Genomic DNA, 25,243 nt, shown 5'->3' on the forward strand with positions numbered 1-25,243 from the left:
GTCACCTCAGGATAGCGGTTTCTCCCATTATTACCGTCGTACTTATGATAATCCGCTTAACAGTTCTCAGATCATTGATTCACATAAAACTTCACAAAACCGTGAATCGTGATGAATCTTCAAAATAGAAAGATTAAAAGAAAATAATGCAATACCGTCCAAACATTAAATTCACATCTCAAGCCTGGTCACTACACCATGAACCCGATCTGGTGGTAGCCGGTAATACTGGACAAATGACGGAGATAACCGCTTAATAACGGAATATATTTTCCAGATGATGTTATTGGTTACGATCTCTTCCATCCCGTAAAAGACTGTGGTTTCTTCGATTCCCACTTGTCTGATGATAGAAAGAAGGTGAATAACTTGCATGTATCCATATTGGATAGAAAGATATCGCAGCCCGGGCCTGATCTCTTTGAGATGCCAACTCACACCGTATGCCTCTTCTTTTGGTTGAACTGAGATAATTACATTCTCTTTGTAAATAATCCCGTGAATGAACATAGTCCTGGTCATGTAGGCAGGGATATGATCCATCGACTGGGCAAAAAAGATTGCAGTTCCTGGTAACTTTGGATAATGAATATAACGATCCTCAAACTTCTTGATGAAAACACCGTTATCCATCGGGTTGAGACCCCGGTATAGCACTTTCTGTCCCTCGGTAAAAATAACAAAGATCGAGAACGGAATAGCAGCGATCACCAGCGACCAGTACCCTCCGACCGGAATTTTATGGAGAAGTGAGAGGAAGAAGAGGAGGTCCACACAGGTTACGAATATTGAGAGAATAACCGGGACTATCTGTCGTTTATACAGGAATATTGTACTCATCATAACCCCGGTGATCAGCATCGTTCCGCTGACTGCAATACCATATGCAGCAGCGAGACGCTCTGATGAACCAAATATGATAAGCATGAAGATAACCGCGATGCACAGTCCCCAGTTGACAATATTAATATAAATCTGGGTTCGCAGTTCTGATGAGGTATAGTCAATAGGAAGCCTTGGGAGGAGATGGGTATTGATTGCCTGATATATTACTGAGAAGATACCGCTAATGACAGCTTGGGATGCGATGATTGTCGCCATGACGGTCAGGAACAGGAAAGGAATGTAAAGAATTGCAATCTCGCTTATGATCATCCCAAAGAACGGATTTCCGACCGGGCCGTTTCTGATGAGAAATGCTCCCTGACCCAGGTATACCAGCGTCAGTGCAACAAGGACAATGAGCCAGGCCCACCGTATTGGTTCCCGTCCGAGATGGCCCATATCTGCAAACAGAGCCTCTCCCCCAGTTGCACACAGAATTATAAGTGAGAGCGAGAGGAATGCTATGCCGGGATCCTGAAGTATGAAAAGGAGAGCGTGAGTTGGACTTAATGCAAGAATGATTTCAGGGGTTCTTATGATCGATACAATACCAAAGACCGCAAGAGAGGTGAACCAGATGATCATGATGGGTCCAAACGTCTTTCCCACTTTGTCAGTTCCCTGCTTCTGGAACCAAAACAGACCTATTGATATAAGAATAGCAAGTAGTACAAGGGTTCCCTCTTCAATATCAGACCAGCCGGGAATGAGTTTGATACCTTCTACAGCTGAGAGAATACTGATAGCAGGAGTGATGACACAATCACCTATCATCAGGGAAACCCCGGCAAAGGTGATGATGGTTACTGCCAGAATACCGTATTTACTCTTGACCATGGGAAGCAGGAGTTCCTTGAGCACAATAGTCCCACCCTCCCCATTACTGGATAGTCGCATCGCGAGAACGGCATACTGAAGGGATACAAGGATGATCAGTGTCCAGAAAATTAGTGAGATTGTCCCAAAGATATGAGCCGGGGTTGGCTGTACAACCAGATACAGGGAAGCGAGAGTATATATTGGACTTGTCCCGATATCACCGAAGACCAGGCCAATTGATTTTAATATGGATGGAAGCGGTGGAGGCTGAAGCATAAACATCTCATTATTTCTATCAAAGAGATAAATGAACTCTGGTCTTATACCCGGAATATCAGTGTAGTCAAATCATTATTCAGGTTCAATATCATAACATTGAATTCCATCTCGATAGTAATATCAATATCTATCAGAAATAAAAAATAGAGATACATTATCTCTTAATCAAATAAATAAGAATTATACATTGCCAGAAGTAAGACGGGATCTCTCCGGATCAGGAGAGAAAGAAACGATAGAATTCGGAGAATGGATGAGATCGTCACTTTCAGAAATGCCACGTGAGACTCCGATGATATGAGTGACTTTCCTGTCAGGTCCTGCGATCAGCGATATCGATTCTTCAACATCAATAAGATGTCCATTACGATGTTTGAGGATGATAAAGAATCGCCGATATCGTGCAGAATCATCACCTGATTCAAATGCCCTGATCTGCTCTTCCAGTTTTATGGAGCCCATATCTTTTTCGGCATAAACATCCCGGGAGTAGAGTTCATTCAGGGAATGACCTACAATCTCGTCCGGATGATATCCCCTGAGTTTCATGATGGATGGGCTGACATAGGTAAAAACCAGGGATGTAAGATCCAAGATCCAGATAACGTCCCGGATGTTATCTAAAATCAGTCGTAAATATGCTTCACTGCTGGCTAGTTCCAGATGGGTATTCTTCTTTTCGGTAACGTCACGGGATATCCCGATGAACTCAACAGCACCGGTCTCTTCATTTCTGGTGGTGTGAGAGATGATATCATTCCAGATTACATCGCCGGTTTTTGTTAGTATTTTTAATTCATCAGTGTAATATCGCGTAATATTTGAATCGAGAAATTCCCGGTGGCGATCAGCACATATTTCTAGAAAATATGAGAGCATATCTGGAGAAATAATCTCATCAACACATTTCTGACAGATCTCTGAAGGTGTCCAGCCAAGCAATCCGGTAACTGACGGACTTATATACCTGAATACCCGGGATACAGAGTCTATGATCCAGACAACATCCTTGACAGACTCAGCCAGTACCCGGTAATGATGCTCACTTTTTTGTAATTTTTTGGACATCTCAAGATGCAATGAAATATCTCTCGATACTCCCAAAATCCGGATTATCTCTCCGGAAGAACTTTTGATAAAGGTGATGGCAGCATCTGTCGGAATTATTCTCCCATCTACAGCGATATACTGGATTCGAAGCCTGCAGTATGAAGGAGTTCTCCGCTCTGCTTGAGACTTTATATAATAGGGGAGTTTAACTCTCATCCGGGTATATGATGCCTGTGTCATTATATCCTGGGGATGAATATTCAGAACTACATCAGGACGATACCCTAAGAGGCGTTCAATTGAAGGGCTGACATAGGTAAACAAACATCCTGATGGGTCCAGTGTCCAGATGACATCCTCGGTGTTATCGGCAAGCAACCGGTATAACTCTTCACTTTTGCGGATAGATTCCTCGGCTTTTTTCTGTTCGCTAATATCTCTAATAACGGTTAGCAGACAGTCCCGGCCGGATACATGAATAATACTTGAAGAACAGGATGCATCAATAACATCACCGGATTGCCTGCGGACCTGTAATTCATATCGATGCTGACCAGTTGTACTTTGAATGATTTTTCTGATGAGATTATCCCGAAAATCAGCTGACTCAATAAATCCAAGACCTATAGAACTCTTTCCAATAATGTCATTCCATGAATAACCGATCAATGTACAGTATGCCGGATTTGCTTCGAGTATCTCTCCGGTGGAAATTTCCCGCATCACAATCCCGTCTGGTGATGCATGGAATGCAAACCCGTATTTTTCCTGAGCTATTTTGAGTGCTTCCTCTGACCTCTTCTTTTCAGTAACATCAGTACAGATGATCGCTATCTGATTTGGGGCCTGAAGAAGTGATAATCCGAGAATGGTTATCTCAAACCAGAAGCCATGCTCATCCTGGACAGTTATTTTTTCCGGGTTTTCGAATGAAAATGTATCGAGTATCTGTATCAGATCATCATGTAAGAGTAGAGAAAAGTGAAGAGCACTGATATTTTTTCCAATGCATTCGTGCAATGATGTCATGAAATGCCGGACTGCTGCTTTATTCAGATACTGGACTGTCAGATTTGGTGTAAGGACAAGGATAAGATCTGAACTAATATCCATCAGACTGTATTCAGATATTTTTTTGACAAGCAGGTACTTTTTCGCACGTCCAACATCGAGTTTCCTCACTTTTCCAAGTATCTCCAGTGAGTCTAGATGCCGGGCTACAGTATGCCTGTTCATCCCGGTTATTGAAGCAATCGCTGATATGGAGATACAGACATCCTCTCCTTCCAGAGAATGAAGAATTTGAGTCCGCTCTTCTTCAATTTGGTGAGTCATGGAACTATTCGAGATTAGATATTCAGAATGTTCACATCGATGACAGTCCGACTGAATTAGGAGTTAAATCTAAGAATATATGAGACTATCGATTTATCTTCTTCAGAAAATATCGGATTTGATTGGTCAGAACCGAGAAAAAAGAGGACGATACTGCATGAAACAGCCCTATCATCGGTCCTGCCCTGGGCCCCCAATGGGGTTTTTATTGACCCATGTCCCGTAATAGTCCGGGAACATCTATCCAGATAACAAGTTCGGTCTTATCTGATTCACGATCTCCACCATTATGCTTGATAATTCCGAGAATATATTGCGAATCTGTTCCCTCATTGATCTTCTTGTCTATCTGGGATTCACGAATCGAGAGGACTGTTGTTACGTCGTCAACTAAAATTCCAGTCTTTCCTTTAGTCACCGAACTGTCAATGACAATTATTCTTGACTGTTCAAGGGTGGCAGTTGAGGATGTAATACTCATCTTAGCTTTGAGATCGATGATAGTGGTGATCTCCCCCCTCAGATCGATAATCCCCTTGATATACTGACCACTCCCGGGAAGTGGTGTGATCCTGGTATATTCCACGATCTCTTTCACATCAAAGAGGTTGATAGCGAATTTGTCATTGCCCAGAAGAAATTCAACGATCTGAATCTCTTCTTCCGTCTCTGATATCGCTTTCCTGGAATTCTTCGAGAGACCTTCAGTTTCACTCATGGAATTATGCTACCTTGAACTTGACAATCTCACGCGAGATATTCTCCACAATACCGACTACACCATTCATAATCCGTCCCACCTCATCGATTGAAGCACTTGCCTCCTGTGTTGCCGCAGCAGCATCACCTGCTTCATGCGAGGTGTTCTGCACAAGATTTGAAACCTCCTGGATACTGGCAGTCACTTCTTCAACCGATGCAGCCTGTTCTTCAGATGCAGATGCAACCTCTACTGTATTACGGTTAATATCTTCAATAGTGTGTGCAATCTTATTGAAAGCTCCGAGTGTCTGTTCAAGTGCTGAACTGCCATCCTGCACTGCTCTTGTGGACTTACCCATCGCCTCGGTTGCCAGTTGAGCCTTTGTCTGAAGTGCTGCAATCATATCCTCAATATTTTCGGCCGACTTTCGTGAGTCCTGGGCAAGAGATTTTACCTCGGCTGCAACAACGGCAAATCCTCTCCCTGCTTCTCCTGCCCGGGCTGCCTCAATTGCTGCATTGAGAGCAAGCAGGTTGGTCTGGTTGGCAATGTCTGATATCAGCCGGACGATCTTTCCGATCTCATCCATCTGTGTGTTGATACCGGTTACTATGGTATCAACCTCCCTGGCAGAGGTGGTGATATCTTCCATCGCTTTTTCAGATTCATGTGCAAGACTGATACCCTCTTTAGCCAGACTATTTGCTTCATCAGAGGCAATGGAGACTGACTCTGCCTTCTGCGACACAGCACTGACCGTTACATTGAGGTCCTCCATCGCTTTGAGTACCTGTGAAATACCGTCTTCTCCCTGATCAGCATTCTGACTGACCTTTCCGGCACTAGTTGCAATCTGCTGTGCTCCGGTAACCACTTCTTCAACGCTGACATGGGCCTCTTCAGCACTGGTTGCAAGATCATTGACATTTTGAGTGATCATGTGTATCACATCACAAACACTCACTCCAATATGGTTCAGTGCGTTCTTAAACTGAATCCAGTCTCCTTTGACCTCAAGGGAAGAAGAGAACCGGGCCGTGAAGTCATACGAGGCGTAGTTCTCACAAACCCGGAGCGATTCGTCTATCGGCTGAATGACACTTTCAAGAGTCCGGTTAAATCCTTCCACGATCTTTTTGAACTCTCCTTTGTGCCTTTCAATATTTGCACGTGCCTTCAGATTCCCGTTTGTTGCATCATATGCCAGGTCATTTGAATCCTGTATCAGATTATACAGAGCGGTAATAAGGGTTGATATGCTTGTGTTAATCTCCTCAAACATCACTTCTGCTTTCTCTGAATACTGATCTGAAGCCGTCATCTTCAGATTCAGATCAAAATTGCCGTTGCTTAACTTCACAATATTTTCTGAAAGACGAGCCACCTCTTTCTGTAAAAACTCAATCAGCCTTATCTGTTCGGTCAGATCCTGTACAGTCTCAACATACCCGACAGTTTCTCCGCTGGCATTAACAACCGGTGCAGTGGTCTGTTTATTCGAAGCACCCATCCATTCAAAGAAGGTCTCATTCTTTCCGGTTGTTCTGAGTTTATGGATACCGCATTCATTCGTCTTGCAGATATTGGCATTAGCTGTGTAACATGGCAACCCGTATGCAGATTTACGATCCTGAATAACCCGGTTATTCATGAGAATCTTCTCAAAAGGTTTATTCATGTACGTCCATTTCATGTCATTATCGGTGACATGAATCGGAAGAGGCACAGCATCAAGGATCGATTCATAGTATGCGATCAGGTTCCTCTGTTCAGTCAGGTCGGAGAATATTTCAAGGAACTTGATCACTTCGCCTTTTTTATCTAGGATTGGTACATAGACATACGCTAGGTGACGGATTCCTGCCGGGGTATCGGCGATAACTGCTCCAGAAACAGGATTTTTACTCTGGAGACTGTCCTTTACCGTTCCGCCATTACGCTCAAGAACCTTGAGATCACTCAGTCTCATATTTGTAATTTCTTCATACCTATACCCCATAATTTTTGTAAACGCGGGATTAACGTCAGTGATCTTCAGATCAGGTGTCATAGTAACGATTGCATGAGGATTCTCGTGAATAAATTTCGCAATCTCATCTTCGTATGCAACCTGATCCGAGACATCAAGGTACATCGCAACCATGCTGGCTACAATACCATTCGCATCCAGTATCGGGATATACGTGAAATCAAGCGTCTTAACCGCCCAGCCGAAATCAACAACCAACCTCCCTTTTGAAGGCTTTTTTGATATGATTATTTCTTTTAGAGATTGTCCATCCCTCTCCAGTATATTGAACTCCTGCAGATTCATAACGAGGAGTTTCTCTTTTGAAACCCGGGATAAATCCTGAAAAGCTGGATTGACAGAGAGAATATTACCGGATGTATCCATACTCACGATGGAAGCTGGGTTTTCAGAGATCAATGAATTCGATTCGTTGACCTTCTGGACGAGCTCGGTGAGATCAGCAAAGATATCATAAATCAGAATAACTTCACCATCAGCATCAAAGACCGGGACATATGAATATTGCATATTTTTGATCCCATTTGGAAAGTCAACGATGATCTTTCCGGAAACTGTTTGTTTAGTCCGAAGTGCATCCTGCACTGTCGGTCCATCCCGTTTGATGATCTTAAAATCACTCAGACCTTTTCCTATCCAGTCCTCTTTTTTATATCCAGATATCTGTGAAAATGCAGGATTTACATCCGCTATAGTCATATCAGGATTCAGAGTTATCATTGCGTATGGATTCTGCGAAATAAGAGTTTCATTCTCTTCGACTCTGACCTGCCCGGTCATATCAGTAATAGTGCACATCAGACATTGGTTGCCTTCGTACTCGATCTCACTGAGAGATACTTTGGCAGGAAACAACTTCCCTTTCAGCGTCAGGTGATCATAATAGAACGTGACCGATCCAGTTTCATGGGCTTTTTGGAGAAGTCTGACACATTCGGCATCAGAATCCTTGCCATTCCTCTGCTTTGGCGGAGAAAGAATGGCCGGTGGTTTTCCAACAATATCAGCTCGACTGGAAGCGTTAAAAATCTGGAGTGTTGCCTTGTTGCAGTCAACGAATACCCCTTTTGGATCAATAATCAGCGTTGCCGATGGTATTGAATCGATGATCTTCTGAAGCGATGCAGTATCTTGAGAGCCGATAACGGCAGTATTTTTTTCAACCATGGTAGTACCTGACTGGTTCTGCAAACCCACCCATCCAGAATGGAATGGTAACACGAATTTTTAAATTCCTTACGCATTACCTGCTACATTAGAATGCGAACAAAGTATTTGTCAGACATAATTTCAACCTCAATTATTTCCGATGTGCTCTGCATTCTTAATAGTACAAATCTATTCTTTTATCGGGAGAATAGTAATAAAGATTGGTAATGGCGCCATTGCCAAAACGTTTAAGTAATAATTTTATGGGAAGTATAAAAATAGGCCCAACCTGACACATATGAAGATTTGATCCATGGTCTTGATCAGACGAGTAACTCTCAGAGAAATTGATACAGAGCCATCTGGCAGACCATTGTTTAGGTACCTTCAGAGAACCGGTACATCCCTTTCGGAACAGTAAGTTCAAACCGGGCTCCGATGTCTTTTTTTCCGGTCTCCCGTATAGATATGTTGGTGATTGAAAGGATCTCACGGGAAAGAAAAAGACCGATTCCTTTCTTTTCTTCATACTGCCGCTCAAATATCTTCTCTTTCATGTCATCAGGAATACCACATCCATTATCTTCAAACACAATCACGATCTCATGTGAGGAATGATAATACCATAACCGGATTTCGGTTGCCTTTTTCCCATGAAGAATAACATTTTCTGCAAGGGTGAAGAAGACATTTTCGAGAAGAGGATCTCCATAGATCTCGAGTTGATCAAGGGTTATATCCGTGACAAACCTGATAGATCAGTGTGAGATATCCCAAAGAGGAACGTTTGCTGGACGTTCTGCCATCGAGGAGAATGAAGTCCCAGGTTCAGATAATATTGAGCAAATTTTAGTGAATTTAAAATATTACCTGCAATTTTCTTCTCATTTTCGATATATTCCCTCGTAACATCATCTGCCTCCCTATTCCGCTCCAGCTCAATATATGCCGTGAGTGAGAAGACTGCATTCTGAATATCCTGCAATGTTACAGCATTCAGAAGGTTTAATTTCTTTCTTGATTGTGCCAGAGCATCGAGTGCCATTTTTTTATAGATATATCTCTGATAGATTCAATGTCACCAACAATTTTCCCATTTGTATCATACAATGGAGATGCAATTCCCCATAGATATGCCCCTTTTCCCTGATATGCCCCGACTATAAACGTCTCCGCAATTAGCCAGTTCCCGACTCTATTAACGGTATCATATTGGGAAAGGATCACCTCGACATCCTCAAAGATTATATCAATAAGAATTGGTCTTCGTTCTCCGTAAAATGGGAGAGAGTACTCGTGGTCGCTTTTTCCGAGAATATTCTCTGCCTGAACGCCGGAGATATCCTCAATTGCACGATTCCAGGCAATAACAATCCCTTTCTCATCAATTGCAAATGTCGAATCTGGAAGAAAGTTGATGATATCATAGAGACGCTGTTCGCTCTCACTGATCTTCTGTTCACTCTTTTCCAGATTCTCATAATTCTGACGTAGTTCTTCTTCAGATGTAGCGATCTGGTCATATGCAGAGATCAGATCAGACTCGGCTTTTTTCCGATCTGTTATATCTCTCCCTTCTGATATCAGGAGATTAACAGATCCGGATTCACTTTTTACCGGTTTTATTGAGAAGTCAAGATCTCTGATCCACCCGTTTACTGCTGAAAATGTAGTCTCAAATCGGACAAATTCACCACTCGAAGCTCTCTCAACAGCTTGTTTTATCAGATTCTCAATCTCTTTTGAGTGCTGCCACCAGACAGTCTCCCAGAAGAATTTTCCCTTTACAGCTGATTCTGTAACTCCTGCAAACTCCAATGATGTCTGGTTGGCATCAATCAGTGTACCCGCAGGAGATAAAAACCCGGTGAACTAGAACGTTTGATTAAAGATTGCATAATAGCGATCATGCTCTTCTGAAATCTTCCTGAAATAATACTGGATGAGCACGTACAGGAGAACGGTTGTCACTATGATGTAAGCAAACCCTTTGAATCTTGAGAGAATGAGAAATCTATCCTGATTACCCCCGGCTATAATGTAGGCAAAATTGTCGGAGAAATGGATCCAGAGAAGCCCGATGACAAGATACAGTACAGATATTCTGAGCGGGCCAGACTGGAGAAGTGCTTCAAGGCGTGGCAGCACCGGGAGCATGGTATATCCACTATGGTGAGTTGTGATTTATAAGCATTGGCCAAAATAGCAAATGTGAAGATCAAAAAAGAAGGGCTGGATAAGGTGAATTAAATTAATTCTCATAATTTCGGGAATGAATTCCGGTCAAGACTTCTCGTGTTGGCAGTGCCCCCGGAAACACCGTACAGGGTCACTTCATATCCTGCAGTATCGGTAGTATATGTCACCAGTTTAGGGACCAAACCATTGGTATCTGAAAACATGGATGGATTACCGTCGGTGAACTGTTTTTCCGTACTGTTCCATTCGGATCCCAGTTCATAATAAAAGTTGTATGACCCGGTCGGGATATCTCTGATTGTATGAGAATCCCCTCTCTTAATGAAGTATGAAACCAGGGGGACTTTCGATCCTGCAGTAGTAATAATAAATACGGCGTCACTGTTCAGGGAATTTTTCACGGTAAGATAGGCATCACCAGGAGGAAAGAATCCCCCGGTAAGTTTCGTACCGGTGAACGGAAGGAGAACAGGCCCGACAGACAGAGGAGTTAGTGTTGGCACTGGTGATGGCTTCTCTGTCACCTGACTTCGTGAAGAGATGGTGCCTTCTGGTGAAAGTCTGATGGGGGGAGTGTCATCTTCAGGTTCTACTATTGAAAACGAATTTACAATTTTGTTGTAAAACTCTGGAACCTTCTGATCGTTCTCTCCCAGGTAATAGATCAGATAGAATCTTCCATCACGAGAAAAGATATCTGCTCTTCCACTCATCCCTCTGCTGGTGACCTTATACTCATAACCGGGGAGCCCGTTTACCATTATATCATTGAGGAATTTGTATGTCCCATCTGCAGCCGTGGAGTTAACACTTCCCTGGATCATCAGATCTGTAATATCCCTGGTAAACGGAAGAGTTACTCCCAGGTTCTGGAAATCATATACCGCAACAGCGACCATATCAGTTCCTGACAGGGGTGCAAAGACCTGAAAATCAGGAACCACCGCTGTCAAGAGATCAGAGTCTGACTGCATCTGAAACTGATTCGATCCCATATATGTCAGACCGTCCACCCGAATCCAGTTCGAAGGGTAATCTACTTGAAAGTAAGATCCTGAATACGTGGTATACTGATTTCCGGAATCTTGTTGTGAAATGGCAAATGCATTCTGAGTAAGATAACCGCTCAGGTTCTGACTTACCTTTTCTGTTCCATTCCCGTCATCAGGAGACAGAAGAGCATAACAACCGGAGAACTGCATCATGACAAGAATCAGCACAACCCCTGTCCACATGAAACGATCCATGGCAGAACTGAATTCTCCAGGTTTATATGAATTTCCATACATGACCGTGAATACCTGAAAAAAGTATTATTCAAAGCGTTATATGAAAAAACTGCCGTTCAGTGCGTGATAATGTTAGAAATCAGCAAAATACCAGGAAAAAGATAACTGTAAGGTTTCATGCAGAAACACATGTGAACCTCACTCAATAATTTTACTGAACATGACTGTTGTTGATACTTATTGCCCATTCTTCTGGTTTAACCTCTTGACCTGCATCCTCTCAAGCAGGGCGATGGCAGTTTCTTCAACATGAATTCCTCCTATGTTTGCGGTATCTGACAGGATAACCACACCGACCTTCATATCCGGATTCCATGCAATATCAGCCTGATGAGCGTTTGTCTCTCCTGCTTTTTTCAGGATGATCGTCCCATCCCGGTTATGCAGAATATCCAGGAAGATCCCCTGCTCTAGAAGTAGAGGACCGGTTGAAGCAACTGCCAGGGGAGTATGGGTTTTTGCAATGGCACTTGACAGAGGTGTATCGATCAGTCCAAGTTCTGCTGCCAGGAACACCGCCATATCATCTGCATCAGAATGAATTCCTCCGGAAGAAGTCCAGAATTCGTTGAATCTGATGAGACGTGCCTCATCTGTCGGGTATGCATAGGCCCGGTACCCGGTTGCACGTCGGTCGAGATCATCAGACGACCATGATGCTCCGGTACTTGTCATCCCTAGTGGTTCTGTAATTTTTTCTGCCAGTAACCGGGAGTATGAAATATTCTCAGCCCGTGAGACTACATCCCCTGCTATTGCACCACCAAGGTTTGAATAGAGATACTGGTATCCAGGTGGGGCTAGAAGAGAACTGTTTATAATCTCCCGGTACGTATCATCGGCAGTCATCGTCTGGAAATACTGCATTGAGTCTTCGATCTGATCAGCCTCTGAATCAGCCGGGTTTATCGCTGAAAACTTTTCAGGTGTCCTTGGAAGACCTGAACGATGAGTGACAAGATCGATCCCGGTAATCTCGATTCCTTCCTCCCCGGGAAGTGCATACTCATCACCAAGCCATGAATTCACAGGAGCAGAGAAATTGTACCCACCATTCATCTCCGAATCTGCCATAAGAAGTCCGGTCATGGTTTTGGATACCGAGCCAATATCAAAGAGTGTGGTATTATCAAGTATTTTTCCAGTTCTTGTATCTGGCCCTCCGTATGAGTACCAGGTATATCCATCCCGGTCCACAAGGACCACCACAATACCTCTGCTCATGTTGTAGGTTATGAAAGGATTGATGAATGAATCAACCTCGCTTTTAGAGAGGCTGGAGAACTGTCCGACAACAGAGGTCTTCCATACATCAGGAGAGGGAAGAGCAGTTGAATGAGAGATCAGAAGAAGGATACTGAGAATAATAACATACATCTGACCATTCATGGAACCCACCTTTTGTGATGAAGTACACTCCCACTCACATATAGGTATGGAAGAGGAACACATGAGATCCGGATTACAGATAAGCAAAAAACCAACACAGAAGATATAATCCGGGATTCGAAGACAGTGCTCACACATGATCAGCAGGAGGCAGTCAGCACTCTGATCAGTTCAATTAGTACAGAGTTCAGTTCTACACCTTCATACCCTGCTGACAAGAGTCTATGGGAAAATCCGGCAGATATTATCCCTGCCATCAGGCACGTAGCCCGTCATATCGAGCAGGAATGGGCATTACACCAGTTTTCGGCTGGAACATTGAGAGATGGTATTGCAGCATGTTTCGGATATCGTGAATCCGGATTGAAAAACCTGGATTTTTCTGTCTAACTCTCCCATGACGGGAGGAACTGGAATTACATGCCAGACTTCAGAGCGTGATAGTTTGGCATGTATGATGAAGTGGTCAACCGGTTTACACAGGGCACAGATCAATAATAGAAGATCCCGAGCGTGAACAAAACTCAAAGATAAATACGACAGAATAGAACCTGAGTAGAACGATAATTTATCTCAATTTTTTCTGATTCTTGCAAAGGGAAGGATAAATCCTTCCCGGGGAGTGGTTTGCTGTTACATCGCATACATGTGAAAGTGGCATACCGTATATGAATAGGATGTCGCGGGAGTGTACCTCGTTCTGCTTCTGGTGGTGTTCATCAAATATCACTATCCTGGAGAAACAGGAATAATGAGATTATAAACGCGGTTACACAATATGCCAAATTCTCTTATTTTACTCAATCACAGGTATTTCCATGAGAGAGCACAGAATATCCGGGTCACTTGTATATAAGAAAGAAACAATCAGATAGTTGCATAAAACACCAGATCAGTAGTGATGAGAACGGAAGGTCAATAAAGACCGCCAGGACATCACATAATAGATGGGCAGACTCGGGCTGACTAATAAGGTAAAGGAAGGATTGTCCTTCCCCTGGATTGGATCGACTGTTCTTTCGGTTAGCGAATGAATCAGGTACCTGTCGCAAGAATATATGATATAATCAAACCAGAAAGGTTGAAATGCATTAGTGGTGGATTGGATACTGGGGAGTTCTGGTTAACTGTATTACACATATAGGCTGGATAGTATGGTTATGATGCTTTGTTTCAGGTACTCTGGCTTCAAATTATTACTCAATCATGAGATTCTCATGGAAAGAGTACTCACATTCTCTCGTGTCAGTATTTAAGATCAAGAAGTCCTATCGGTTGAAAGGAACAACCAACTGATTTTTGGTGCGGGCAGACTGGTAGGAAGAGCATGAACCAATATATAATACAAAACCCCATCCGGATTTGAGTAACAATATTAGAAGACGTCACAACAATCCGGATGAAACCATACAGGGAGTAACTAAAGAAGGATATCTGTCCAGCTCTGAAAAAAGATAATAAGGGTATCCAGACACTTGTTGTGCTCAGGATCTGATGACCTGACGAATTCTCAGTGCCCGATCAAAGGCATCGAGTGCTTCGTGGTATTTTCCCAGACGACTCAGAACAACACCTTTGTTGTTCCATGCACTGGAGTACTCGGGATCAATCTGCAGAGCCTGATCATATGCCTCGATGGCCTCGTAATACTTTCCCAGACGACTCAAGGCTACACCTTTGTTGTTCCAGGTAACGCCCTTCTTTTCGTGTGATTTTGCTCCCTGCATGGAAGTCTTTTCAACCAGGGTATCAGCCTGCCCATCGGGCTTTATCGCCAGATCCTGCGAACACTCTTCAAGAGGTTTCGCTGATATTTTTTCAACAGAAGGGACGACAGATGTAGAAACCTTGTCTGATGAGTCATCACTCGCAGTCACAGTCTCAATTGATACATCTTCATCAGGAACATCTACAGGTTCCTGTACCTGACTGGCTGAATCTAAAGAGGATTTTGAAGAGGATTCTGATGGCTTATCAAAGATCTCCCTTTCTTCTTCTTCCCAGGGATCCAGATCATCTAGTGCTTTAATCTCAAATAGGGAGTTAAAATCTTCGATATCATCATCTGGATTATTTTTGCATATGTTGCGTGAGCGATTGAATAAGAATCCCATATCTGGAATAGAACTTGTCATTCCTATTATAAGCAAACACTACGCATAGCAGATCAAATATCCTATAGAGTTGGTTCACCATTCGAACGAAGAAATAAGGTTTCCTGTGATCCAGGATAATTGAGTAATCAGAGATTATGTCTCGAGGAATGTTTTTTTCTGCTGGTTCGTCATGTTTTTAAGTTTCCTGTACGTAATGTCCTTTGCAATACCACTCACCTGAATAACGATACCTTTCTCCTTTACCTGGGCAGCACCTTTATCATGGATCCATTTGAGCTTTCCTTCTTTGTTGAAGATACGATATTCAACATCATATCTGGGAATTTTCTCTGTTATCCATGCAGAAAAAGAATTAAGGACACGATTTTTATCATCCGGATGTATCCGGTCGGTCCAGATTCTGGGATCAGCATAGAGTTCATCTGATGAAATTCCCCAAATCTGTTCGAAAGAAGGATTTACATACAGAACACGTTCCGGGTTCAGGGATGTAAACCAGAAGACCTCATCGACGTGCTCTGCAAGCTGCTTAAACCGTTCTTCGCTCTCTTTCAGACGTAACTCGGACATTTTCCTCTTTGATATGTCAGAGATGAACGAGTAATAGTACTGGGGATTACCTCGATCATCAGTGACCAGATGAACAAAAAGTTCAACAGGAATGCGGGTCCCATCCTTTCTGATATACTCTTTCTCATACTGAATAGGTCTGCCTGTGCGGTGAAGTTTTTTGAGCATGGAGAGTTCATGCTCTTTCCATTCACTAGGAGTGAGATCACGTGCCCAGTCCAGAGTTGACAGTTCTTCAGAGGTATATCCAAGCAATGCCTCAAATGAGGTATTACACATGCGAATCTGTCCATTGGGAAATGCAACCGCAAATGGATGAGAGGTATGTTCAACAAGATCAGCAAAAAAACTGATATTTTCTCTGCTGTGAATACGGATATTAGTATTATCAGGCTGACTGATCGGTATTATGGCAATAAGCCAGACATGTGATCTTCGTTGAGGGTGGTAAACCATGTTTCCGGTACACCTGATCAACTTGCCAGTTATAGATTTATCATCCAGATGCACCTCACACGATCCGATCTCCCGGGAGTCTAGAATATGCATAAGAAATGCACCAAATCGGGAGTGGTCATCTTCAACAAGGAAATTCTGAAACAGATGATCCAGTATCTGATCCTGCTTTTGGTGCAGAATTGTTGATACCTGATCATCAGACTCAATTATTATTCCCTTTTCATCAAGAGTCAGGTAGGCAAATGGTGCATGGTAATAGAGGTCCACATAATGCCGGAGTTCGGCCTCTATCTCCTTGATACTCTGCAGCAGATCTTCACCCCTGATCTCATGTTCATACAACCTGATGAGAAGATCATGATATGCATCATCCTTCTCATCTTTTGTATAAGCAGATTTTTTTTGGGATTGAAGACGTTGTTCTGCCCGCTTACGAAGATCAGCATCACTACAGATATTCAAGTCTGACGACATCCATTACCCACCCAGATACCTTCTGGGACTTACAATGGTAAGATGGTTTCTCTACGAAAGAGAGGATCCCATCTCCGGGATTTATATTAAAAAAAGAATAGATCAGGTTGTCATTGTGAGGAATGTGATAAAAAAATATCAGAATGTTGCCAGAATTACTCAGCAACAGCAACTAATACACGAAGATTGTTGGAAAGCCCTATAACAATACCGGTGCGGACCTTTCCATCGATGTAGCGGACAACAGGCTGATAAATACCCTTTGTAAGTTTCTTCTTCAGTTGGTAATATTCACTGGACTTTACCAGCACTTCGTGAACATTCTCCGGTTTAATCAATTCAGGACTCATTATTTACATTTCAGCAACGGAAAATAAAAACATTGTCAAATGAAATGAAACCGGATGACTCAAAAAAGAAGAAAAATTGGTCCATCTGAACGATGACCATCGGAGTAGAACTGACCTATTGAAGATCAGTACCTACCATACCTCAATCAGGCCTTTGCTTGTACCAGTAATGGATCTCCCACCACCAGGAGTGACCATAAAAGTATTTTCTATCCCTACAAGACCGACATCAGGCACACCTTTCTTGGGTTCGAGGGCAAGAACCATCCCTTCCTGCAGTGGTTCGTCAAACCCTTCAGCAATTACCGGAAGTTCGTCGATCCACAGCCCGATTCCATGCCCAAGGAAATTCACCCTGTGTTTTCCAAATCCCATGAAATTTTCAAGAAAAGATGAATCAAGTTCATGTATTACATCCCGGTAGATCTCTGAGGGAACTGCACCTGGTACAAGGCGGGTAACAACCTCATCCTGAATCTCAACACATTTCATATGGACAGATATGGCATCTTCAGGGATCGGGCCACCGAACATATAGGTCATCGTCTTGTCAGTCTGATATCCTTTGACCCCGCACCCGATATCAATATTTACCAGGTCTCCGGAGGTTAATCTTCTATCCCGACTTCCCATAAGGGGTGTTGACGGATGCAGACCATAAATCCCACCAGGAGAATTAATGCAGGTCGGATATATTGAGTTGGTTCCAAACCCGATCTGCCCGAGCAGCATCTCGTTGAACATCCCGAACCTGATGATCCCCTGATGTCCCTTCTCTACCATCAGGGAGAAGAGTTCACAGGTCAGTGATGCTTCATCAATACCCTCTCTGAGCATGCCAGGTACGCAATCTTCAAGTACCTCGCGATGAATCTCCCCTGCCTGCTCCATCAGAGCGAGTTCATACGGACTCTTCACTGCCCTCACTGCAGAAACCTGATCATCGACAGATCTGATATCAGTAAAAGGAAGATATTTCTGAATTCGGTTGAGTTGGGCGAGAGTCATAATCCCGGTTTCGAGATATACTGTTGATGGGAGTTGACCCATCCCGGCAGCGATATCCCGGTAACTCCTCATCTTCCTGATATCCGGGAAAAGTGACTCATCAAGGGCTCGTTCATAACTCTGTCTGACCCAGAATACAGCATCGCTTCCCTGGAGAATGAGCAGGATGCCATCCTGCATAGTTCCGGTGAAATAATATAATGGAATTTTGCCTACGATAGCCGCGATCTCCCAGTCCGGACAGGATATATCCATACGAGCCCGGAACCGGGTTAACCGGTCAGTAAGTTCGGTCAACGGGACCTTCATGCGGTATAGAATTGGGGTGATACTGACTTAACAGATACGAATCATGTATATTCTCCTATTCATCTCTTCCTATCCTGTACCTCCCATCAGGTATTACCATCTCAAATCCGGCTCTCTTTCCTGGTATCCCGTTCTCAGTAATTATGATAGATATGATGGAAAGGATCTCTCTGATCAAAAAGAGCCCTATCCCGGTATTCTTGCCAACTCCACATGAAAAATTCTTACTTCTCATCAAAAGAGACGCCTGATCCATCATCGGCATAGATCAGATGAAATCCATCGGACTCACCACGGCCATCAATGGTGATCTATGTGATCTATGTGATCAGGTCGCCATGTCTCAAGGATTTATCAATGAGATTTAAGAAGTCCTTTTCCAGAAGCACGTCAGCAAATACGAATAGGGAATCGATATTGGTTACCAGACTGGTTGTCACATTTGCATCTCGATATAGGGAAAATATGAGGTATACAGGTCAGGATCTACATCTTCTCTTGTGCTGGCACCGGAAATTTTGGAATAATAATTCTGTTGATCAAGGGTAGATGTGAGTCTGCTCAGATACCGTGAGTCAAACCATATGAGAGAATGCATCGTTCCCTGTGCTGGTCTCTCATAAGAATCGGTCAGGATGGGCTCACTTGGGATTAGAGCATCATGATCGCCAAGACTGATTTTTTCATCTAGTCCGTTAGATCCAAGAAACTCTGATTGATAATTCGTTGAAAGGTATGAATTCTATGGATTCTGAACATATTTGTAGGAATCATTCCATCCTGAATACCCGCGAAGGAGATGATCCATGACCTGGAGATCAGTAGCGATCTGTTGATAACGACTCTGTAAGATCTTGGATACCAGTTCATTTTCAAGAGTTTTGTATTATGAATCCAGATAAAAAACGCATTGCTAACAAATAAAAGAATAATGAAAATAAAACCAGTGGCTCTCACAATCAGAGACTTGATTCTGATATTCATCCCTACCACTATTCTTACAACACATCATTCGGCATATAAAAATATGCCATACAATACTTCGATCAGATTTTTCAATAGATATTGGTGATCAATGAGAATGACTGATATGAGCGATATTTTTTAATTCGAAGAGAAAATTCAATTCAGTACTATAGTCACATAAAAGATCGGCGCTTTTAGCCGCCTATCATATCCATGGAACTTAAGTTCTATGAAATATAATATAATAGTTGCGTTGTGTGACATATATTATAGGTGGTTTCTATGGACTCTCAGGCATTGTCAAAAATACTTACTCATCTGAAAAATGGAACCCTATCAGATGAACTTATCTTGCAGAGCACTTTGACAGATGATCCGGTCCTCACCGAAAAGATTCATGAACTTAAATGCGAGTTTGAAGCAAGAGAACAGACCTGTAAAAGGATGGAGGCGGTCTTTGGATCAAGTCCGCAACCGATTATCATCACCGATGAACAATACAAAATACTATCAGTAAACCCCTCATTTATCACTATGAGTGGTCTCTCTGAAGGAGATCTGATAAATCAGCCACTCAGTGAAGCGATACCATCCATTTATCAGACTGCAGTATCAGAGGTCTCGGGTCAGGATTCTGATGGTTCCGGATTTATCGCCATAGACTTTCCTGCAGGTAGAAAAGTCCTTGATCAATATACCATCAGGGTTCCCTGTGAGAAGGATCAGATTAATGAGATCATCCTGATCTTCAAGGATATTACCATCCGGGTTTCAGCACAGGATGAGGCAGAGCAGATAAGACAGAAACTGCTTCACGACTATGGCGAACGGGTAAAAGAGCAGAAATTGTTCTATTCAACTGCATCACTCATTCAGGATGATTCACGTCCTGCTGATGAAGTTCTACTAGATATTGTCCAGTTGATTCCTCCAGGATGGCAGTATCCTGATATCACAGCCGCTTCTATCAGGTATGATTCTGCAATGTACTCAACTGAGAATTATATCGAAACCCCATGGATCCAAAGGGCACAATTCAGGACTCAGCACGGGGTTGACGGTTCAATATCGGTAGTATACCTACAGGAATGTCCATCTGAACATGAAGGGCCGTTCCTCCTTGAAGAGCGGAATCTCATTAACTCACTCGCAGAGATGCTCAAAACATTTCTTGACAGGAAAGAGAATGAGCAGGAACTGGCAACCCGGATGCATGATCTCGGTGAGAGAGTGAAAGAGCAGAAACTCTTCTACTCAACCGCATCGCTCATCCAGGATGATAGTAAGGATGTTCCGGAAGTACTCCAGAAAATTTCTGAACTGATACCTCCGGGATGGCAGTACCCGGAAATCACCGCTGCACAGATTACATATGGAGGAAATGTCGCAAAATCACCAACCTACCTGGAGACACGATGGAAACAGGAAGCAAAGTTCAAGACCAAATCTGGAGGAGAAGGTGTCATCTCGGTGGTATACCTTTCAGAGCAGAAACATGAGTATGAAGGGCCATTCCTCCTGGAAGAACGAAATCTAATCAACTCGCTTGTCGAGATGCTAAAAACATTCATCGATAGGAAAGAGAATGAGCAGTTGCTTGAAATCAGGATGCATGATCTCGGTGAGAGAGTTAAAGAGCAGAAACTTTTCTACTCAACCGCATCGCTCATCCAGGATGACACAAAAGATGTCCCTGAAGTACTTCAGAAGATTGCAGAACTTATTCCCCCGGGATGGCAGTACCCTGAGATCACGGCAGCACAGATAACATACAGGGGAAATGTCGCAAATACAACATCCTATGTTGATACCAGGTGGAAGCAGGATGCAAGATTCATAACCCGGTCTGGAGAGGAGGGCATTATCTCTGTCGTGTACCTTAAAGAGTGTCTTGAGGAACATGAAGGACCATTCCTCCTTGAAGAGCGGAATCTCATTAACTCGCTCGCAGAGATGCTCAAGACGTTTATAGATCGCAAAGAGAACGAACAAGAGCTGGCAACCCGGATGCATGATCTCGGAGAAAGAGTGAAAGAGCAGAAACTCTTTTACTCAACTGCTTCACTCATCCAGGACGACAACAAAGATACCCTTCAGGTTCTGCATGAAATAGCAGAATTGATCCCTCCAGGATGGCAATATCCCGAGATCACCGCTGCTCAGATCTCTTATGCCGGGAAATTTGCAAAGACTTCCAATTACCAGGAGACACGATGGAAACAGGAAGCAACGTTCAGGACAAAAGGAGGCACAGAAGGAGTAATCTCAGTTGTCTATCTCAAAGACTCTCCTGAGGAGCATGAAGGGCCATTTCTTCTCGAAGAACGAAATCTCATCAATTCGCTTGCAGAAATGCTCAAAACATATCTAGACCGCAAGGAAGGCGAGCAGGAATTAGCAGAACTGGAGCACCTTAATAATACTATTGTGCAGCAACTCCCTATGCCAATTCTGCTGGTGGATGAGGAACAACACATCCGTGTCACTAATGATTCATACATCAGCCTTACCGGGTTCACCAGGGAGCAGCTCATCGGAACAAACCCCTGTGGAATAAAGGTTATTGAACACTCAGGAACCGGTCTGCGTGAACTGATCACCCATCAGAAACCCACGTACGGTGAACTTACAATTCAATTCCCTATCGGCTTGCGAACTCTTGAGCAATATGGGATCCCAATCCATAACAGGTCAGGAACACTGGAAAATTTCCTGATAGTGTACAACGACATCACTACAAGAAAGGAGAAAGAACAGGAGGTCGCCCGCCTGCTTGACGATGCCAGGGGGAAATCTGAAGCCCTTGCCAAAAGTGCCGAAGAACTCGAAGATGCCATGGCAAAGATGGCTGTCGGAGATCTTACCAGGATTACATCATCCTCAATAGATGATCCGCTTGCACGGATCAAGGAAGACTACAATACAGCCCTGACCGCTATCAATACAGTATTATCAGAACTTGAGGGATCAATAACGAGTCTTTCAGACACAGCAGGTCAGACATTGACCAGGACTGATGCCATCAGAGCAATAATTACCAGTGTTTTTGATCGTGTTCAGGGTTCTACTTCAGGTGCCAGGGAACAGATGAATCAGACTCTTCACATGTCTGAAGAGGTAAAAACCCTCTCATTATCAGTTGGTGAGATCGGCACAACGGTCGAGAGCCTTATGGGACAGGCAGAGCTCGCATCAAAGCAGGGAGAAGATGCGAAACGTCTTGGTGGAGAAGCTGAACAAAAGATGTCAGCTGTCGGAGAGATCAGTGCGAAGAGCATGGATCAGATCACTGAACTGAACACCCGGATGCTTGAGATCAATAAGATCGTCAGGATGATTTCTGATATATCAAGTCAGACGAACCTCCTCGCTCTCAATGCCGCAATAGAGGCCGCCCGGGCAGGTGAGCATGGACGTGGGTTCGCTGTTGTTGCACAGGAGGTCAAGAACCTTGCCGGGCAGTCAAAGGTCGCAACCGGACAGATTGAGGAACTCATCCACTCGATACAGAAAAGTTCTGGTGAGACTGTAGAATCCATTCAGCTCCAGTACACCGAGATTCAATCAGGTATCGATAGTGTAAGCCAGACCATCAGTGCTCTTGGCAGTATTACACAGGTAGTCGGAGAGATCACTGATGAGATGGCAAAGATAACCCGTGCAACCAGCGAGGAGCGTGAACTCATGGAGCAGGTTATGAAAGGTATCGATATACTCAGCAGTGAGAGTTCTGAAAACCTGGAACGGATGGTTGAGGTCTCTGCAAGCGTGGAAGAAGCAAGTACATCAACTTCAGAGATTGCTCATTCATCCCATGATATTGCAGACCTTGCCAGCCGATTGAGAGTTCAGGCAGACAGGTTCAAACTTCAGAAGAAGTGATAGAGGTAATCTCCCCGATTTCCCCTTATCGGACACAAGAATTATAGACTATCAATCCATACATTCGATAATGCACAGATCTATTTGGTCTCTCTTAATTATCGCAGTATTTTTGATATGTATGGGTGTTCTTCCAGCCAGTGCTGCAGATACCCTCTCCGGTGACGATACAAAGTTCATCACCGATGTAACAAAGGAAGGGCTCCCGTTACTGAGCTCAATTCCGGACATCATGAAGGATGGATTCTTCAACGGCAACGAGTCCACGCTTCAGACAGTGAACAAAGAGCAGACTGAAAAAATTGATGCTTTTGTAAAAAAGATCAACGAGTATAAACTCTCAGAGAAGGTTACCCCGGTCAGGAGCCAGTTCATCAACTCAACAGAGATCTTTAAGACAGATCTGACCGAGTATTCAACCCTCACCAACTCATGCGGTTCATGTGTTACCAAGATAAATGAGATGTACCCGAAACTTCTTGAAGAAGCAAACAAGACCGGCACTCTTGCCAGCAAGTTCGATTAAAAAAATTTATTCCGTAAATTCGATTCCTTTTTTTAAAAAACATGATCTGATCACCTCAGATCATGGCTTATCCTTCTTATCATTCAAGTTGGCGTGTCAGGGATTTGATAGCCTCTTCGTATGAAGAGATATCAGGTTTTAAGATAACAACAGGAATATCAACGATCCGCTCGATAAGGGCAGCCAGGATTGGAGCACAGATAAGTCCTGCTGCTCCCTCTTTTTCTGCCCGGACAGCAGCTACGATGCAATCTTCCATGGTGTGAGCCGGATATCCTTTGATCCGATATTTCTTCCCGTCAAGAGAGATCGTCTGATTGCCAATCTCATCAAGGAGGAACTTGGCAGCAATGATCGCAATTGTATCCTGGTCAAATGGCTCAAGTGCCTGGACGATCGCACGCACTGTGGAGAGGCGGGGGTCACGTTCACCGGATGTGATCTTATAGATGGTTGCAACGGGGATTTTTGCAAGCTCTGCTAGCTCTTTCAGGCTTATCTGCTTCCGATCCAGTGCCTCTTCAAGTGCCTGTTTAAACTCCTGTCTGAAGATTACCCGAGAGAACATACAATACCATTGTACCATTATTAGATATAATGTTTGTATTAAGCGCCACTTTTTCTTTAAAGTAGGCAAAAGCATCTTATTGCTAGTTGTTCTATCTTCCCCTATATGCCTGAAGATATTATTCATGAGATAACCATCCTTTCCGGCACAAATAGAAATGGAGTATCAGAGGGATTTGATGAGATTCGCATTAAGCCAGGGGATACCATCTCCATCGTTGGCCCGACCGGATCAGGAAAGAGTGCCCTCATCAATGATATCGAGATATTTGCCAGCAGGGACACAGTCACCGGCAGGCAGATTCTGGTGAACGGAGAGGTACCCCCTGAACATTTCATCAGGGATCCTGCAAGAAAGCCGGTGGCAATGATAACTCAGAATACACGATGTCTCTGTGATCTCACTGTTGAAGAATTCCTTCTTATGCATACTAAGTCACGGGGATATCAGGGTCAGGATCTGATTGATGAGACGGTTACTCTTGCAAACCAGTTTACCGGGGAGGCTATTCGCCGGAAGGTCAGGATGACACAGCTCTCCGGAGGGCAGACCCGCTCACTCATGGTTGCTGATGCTATTCTCATCTCAAATACCCCGATTATTTTGCTCGATGAAGTGGAGAATGCAGGAATTTTTAAAGACCGGGTTATCGAAGCACTACGCCAGTACCACAAGGCTCTGCTCTTTGTAACTCATGATCCTCTTGTTTCTCTCCTCTCTGACCGCCGGATCGTTATGCAGGATGGTGCAGTCGTAAAAGTTATCACTCCGAATGGATCAGAGCAGTCAGCTCTCAAGCAGATGCTTGCGTACGACGCTGCTATCGCCCGTGTCAGGGAGATGATCAGGGCAGGCGAATTGATCACGAATGCGGTTCCGGCCTGATCT

The 25,243-nt window shown here is 43.6% G+C and carries 19 protein-coding genes and 1 pseudogene; 4 read left to right on the forward strand and 16 right to left on the reverse strand.

Annotation, left to right across the window (positions count from 1 at the left end; genetic code table 11):
* Positions 1 to 171: 171 nt before the first annotated feature.
* The 10 genes and pseudogenes from ACHZA2_RS17635 to ACHZA2_RS17680 all read right to left on the reverse strand — a co-directional run bounded on the left by ACHZA2_RS17635 (position 172) and on the right by ACHZA2_RS17680 (position 13,126).
* Positions 172 to 1,980, reverse strand: a complete 1,809-nt coding sequence (locus ACHZA2_RS17635; RefSeq protein WP_319580805.1) for a KUP/HAK/KT family potassium transporter — start codon at positions 1,978 to 1,980, stop codon at positions 172 to 174.
* 183 nt (positions 1,981 to 2,163) lie between these two features.
* Positions 2,164 to 4,368, reverse strand: a complete 2,205-nt coding sequence (locus ACHZA2_RS17640; RefSeq protein WP_319580806.1) for a PAS domain S-box protein — start codon at positions 4,366 to 4,368, stop codon at positions 2,164 to 2,166.
* A 205-nt stretch (positions 4,369 to 4,573) separates the two neighbouring features.
* Positions 4,574 to 5,086 carry a chemotaxis protein CheW gene (locus ACHZA2_RS17645; protein ID WP_319580807.1) on the reverse strand — a complete coding sequence of 171 codons (513 nt, stop codon included), beginning with the start codon at positions 5,084 to 5,086 and terminating at the stop codon, positions 4,574 to 4,576.
* 4 nt (positions 5,087 to 5,090) lie between these two features.
* Positions 5,091 to 8,267, reverse strand: a complete 3,177-nt coding sequence (locus ACHZA2_RS17650; RefSeq protein ID WP_319580808.1) for a PAS domain-containing protein — start codon at positions 8,265 to 8,267, stop codon at positions 5,091 to 5,093.
* A 359-nt stretch (positions 8,268 to 8,626) separates the two neighbouring features.
* Positions 8,627 to 9,004, reverse strand: coding sequence for an ATP-binding protein (locus ACHZA2_RS17655; RefSeq protein WP_319580984.1), 378 nt, complete (start codon positions 9,002 to 9,004; stop codon positions 8,627 to 8,629).
* A 250-nt stretch (positions 9,005 to 9,254) separates the two neighbouring features.
* Entirely contained in the window at positions 9,255 to 9,815 is a 561-nt protein-coding gene (locus tag ACHZA2_RS17660) for a PAS domain S-box protein (RefSeq protein WP_319580985.1), read from the reverse strand.
* Positions 9,795 to 10,103, reverse strand: a pseudogene (locus ACHZA2_RS17665) (PAS domain-containing protein); the annotation flags it as partial. The gene ACHZA2_RS17660 and the pseudogene ACHZA2_RS17665, both read right to left, overlap by 21 nt.
* Before the next feature lie 18 nt (positions 10,104 to 10,121).
* Positions 10,122 to 10,406 carry a hypothetical protein gene (locus ACHZA2_RS17670; RefSeq protein WP_319580809.1) on the reverse strand — a complete coding sequence of 95 codons (285 nt, stop codon included), beginning with the start codon at positions 10,404 to 10,406 and terminating at the stop codon, positions 10,122 to 10,124.
* 101 nt (positions 10,407 to 10,507) lie between these two features.
* Positions 10,508 to 11,695 carry a hypothetical protein gene (locus tag ACHZA2_RS17675; protein WP_319580810.1) on the reverse strand — a complete coding sequence of 396 codons (1,188 nt, stop codon included), beginning with the start codon at positions 11,693 to 11,695 and terminating at the stop codon, positions 10,508 to 10,510.
* Positions 11,696 to 11,914: 219 nt separating this feature from the next.
* Entirely contained in the window at positions 11,915 to 13,126 is a 1,212-nt protein-coding gene (locus ACHZA2_RS17680; RefSeq protein ID WP_319580811.1) for a serine hydrolase domain-containing protein, read from the reverse strand.
* A 126-nt stretch (positions 13,127 to 13,252) separates the two neighbouring features.
* Here ACHZA2_RS17680 and ACHZA2_RS17685 point away from each other — a divergent pair, with 126 nt between their 5' ends.
* A complete protein-coding gene (locus ACHZA2_RS17685; protein WP_319580812.1) occupies positions 13,253 to 13,516 on the forward strand; it encodes a hypothetical protein in 264 nt (87 codons plus the stop codon).
* A 1,094-nt stretch (positions 13,517 to 14,610) separates the two neighbouring features.
* On the opposite strand, the gene ACHZA2_RS17690 is transcribed toward ACHZA2_RS17685, so the two are convergent.
* The 5 genes from ACHZA2_RS17690 to ACHZA2_RS17710 form a co-directional block, all read right to left on the reverse strand.
* Positions 14,611 to 15,261, reverse strand: coding sequence for a tetratricopeptide repeat protein (locus tag ACHZA2_RS17690; protein WP_319580813.1), 651 nt, complete (start codon positions 15,259 to 15,261; stop codon positions 14,611 to 14,613).
* Positions 15,262 to 15,375: 114 nt separating this feature from the next.
* A complete protein-coding gene (locus tag ACHZA2_RS17695) occupies positions 15,376 to 16,734 on the reverse strand; it encodes a PAS domain S-box protein (protein ID WP_394698626.1) in 1,359 nt (452 codons plus the stop codon).
* Between the two features lie 167 nt (positions 16,735 to 16,901).
* Complete coding sequence (locus ACHZA2_RS17700; protein WP_319580815.1) at positions 16,902 to 17,096, reverse strand: hypothetical protein; 195 nt, start codon at positions 17,094 to 17,096, stop codon at positions 16,902 to 16,904.
* A gap of 132 nt (positions 17,097 to 17,228) precedes the next feature.
* Positions 17,229 to 18,413: a Xaa-Pro peptidase family protein gene (locus ACHZA2_RS17705; RefSeq protein ID WP_319580816.1), complete on the reverse strand. Its 1,185-nt coding sequence runs from the start codon at positions 18,411 to 18,413 to the stop codon at positions 17,229 to 17,231.
* Positions 18,414 to 18,468: 55 nt separating this feature from the next.
* Complete coding sequence (locus ACHZA2_RS17710) at positions 18,469 to 18,648, reverse strand: hypothetical protein (RefSeq protein WP_319580817.1); 180 nt, start codon at positions 18,646 to 18,648, stop codon at positions 18,469 to 18,471.
* A 1,013-nt stretch (positions 18,649 to 19,661) separates the two neighbouring features.
* On the opposite strand from ACHZA2_RS17710, the gene ACHZA2_RS17715 reads away from it, so the two are divergent.
* Together ACHZA2_RS17715 and ACHZA2_RS17720 are read left to right on the forward strand one after the other, a co-directional pair.
* Positions 19,662 to 23,261, forward strand: a complete 3,600-nt coding sequence (locus ACHZA2_RS17715; RefSeq protein WP_394698627.1) for a methyl-accepting chemotaxis protein — start codon at positions 19,662 to 19,664, stop codon at positions 23,259 to 23,261.
* A 121-nt stretch (positions 23,262 to 23,382) separates the two neighbouring features.
* On the forward strand, positions 23,383 to 23,787 hold the full coding sequence (locus tag ACHZA2_RS17720; protein ID WP_319580819.1) for a hypothetical protein: 405 nt from the start codon (positions 23,383 to 23,385) through the stop codon (positions 23,785 to 23,787).
* Between the two features lie 79 nt (positions 23,788 to 23,866).
* Here ACHZA2_RS17720 and ACHZA2_RS17725 read toward each other — a convergent pair whose 3' ends face one another.
* Positions 23,867 to 24,355: a helix-turn-helix domain-containing protein gene (locus tag ACHZA2_RS17725; RefSeq protein WP_319580820.1), complete on the reverse strand. Its 489-nt coding sequence runs from the start codon at positions 24,353 to 24,355 to the stop codon at positions 23,867 to 23,869.
* A 105-nt stretch (positions 24,356 to 24,460) separates the two neighbouring features.
* Here ACHZA2_RS17725 and ACHZA2_RS17730 point away from each other — a divergent pair, with 105 nt between their 5' ends.
* Positions 24,461 to 25,240, forward strand: a complete 780-nt coding sequence (locus tag ACHZA2_RS17730; protein ID WP_319580821.1) for an ATP-binding cassette domain-containing protein — start codon at positions 24,461 to 24,463, stop codon at positions 25,238 to 25,240.
* The last annotated feature ends 3 nt before the right edge of the window (positions 25,241 to 25,243 follow it).

The organism is uncultured Methanospirillum sp., from assembly GCF_963668415.2.
Lineage (GTDB): Archaea > Halobacteriota > Methanomicrobia > Methanomicrobiales > Methanospirillaceae > Methanospirillum.

Excerpts from the sequence above, each read along its gene's own strand:
- ACHZA2_RS17635 (WP_319580805.1), bottom strand. The coding sequence starts at position 1,980 with ATGCTTCAGCCTCCACCGCTTCCATCCATATTAAAATCAATTGGCCTG.
- ACHZA2_RS17640 (WP_319580806.1), bottom strand. The coding sequence starts at position 4,368 with ATGACTCACCAAATTGAAGAAGAGCGGACTCAAATTCTTCATTCTCTG.
- ACHZA2_RS17645 (WP_319580807.1), bottom strand. The coding sequence starts at position 5,086 with ATGAGTGAAACTGAAGGTCTCTCGAAGAATTCCAGGAAAGCGATATCA.
- ACHZA2_RS17650 (WP_319580808.1), bottom strand. The coding sequence starts at position 8,267 with ATGGTTGAAAAAAATACTGCCGTTATCGGCTCTCAAGATACTGCATCG.
- ACHZA2_RS17670 (WP_319580809.1), bottom strand. The coding sequence starts at position 10,406 with ATGCTCCCGGTGCTGCCACGCCTTGAAGCACTTCTCCAGTCTGGCCCG.
- ACHZA2_RS17675 (WP_319580810.1), bottom strand. The coding sequence starts at position 11,695 with ATGGATCGTTTCATGTGGACAGGGGTTGTGCTGATTCTTGTCATGATG.
- ACHZA2_RS17680 (WP_319580811.1), bottom strand. The coding sequence starts at position 13,126 with ATGAATGGTCAGATGTATGTTATTATTCTCAGTATCCTTCTTCTGATC.
- ACHZA2_RS17690 (WP_319580813.1), bottom strand. The coding sequence starts at position 15,261 with ATGACAAGTTCTATTCCAGATATGGGATTCTTATTCAATCGCTCACGC.
- ACHZA2_RS17700 (WP_319580815.1), bottom strand. The coding sequence starts at position 17,096 with ATGAGTCCTGAATTGATTAAACCGGAGAATGTTCACGAAGTGCTGGTA.
- ACHZA2_RS17705 (WP_319580816.1), bottom strand. The coding sequence starts at position 18,413 with ATGAAGGTCCCGTTGACCGAACTTACTGACCGGTTAACCCGGTTCCGG.
- ACHZA2_RS17710 (WP_319580817.1), bottom strand. The coding sequence starts at position 18,648 with ATGAGAAGTAAGAATTTTTCATGTGGAGTTGGCAAGAATACCGGGATA.
- ACHZA2_RS17715 (WP_394698627.1), top strand. The coding sequence starts at position 19,662 with ATGGACTCTCAGGCATTGTCAAAAATACTTACTCATCTGAAAAATGGA.
- ACHZA2_RS17720 (WP_319580819.1), top strand. The coding sequence starts at position 23,383 with ATGGGTGTTCTTCCAGCCAGTGCTGCAGATACCCTCTCCGGTGACGAT.
- ACHZA2_RS17725 (WP_319580820.1), bottom strand. The coding sequence starts at position 24,355 with ATGTTCTCTCGGGTAATCTTCAGACAGGAGTTTAAACAGGCACTTGAA.
- ACHZA2_RS17730 (WP_319580821.1), top strand. The coding sequence starts at position 24,461 with ATGCCTGAAGATATTATTCATGAGATAACCATCCTTTCCGGCACAAAT.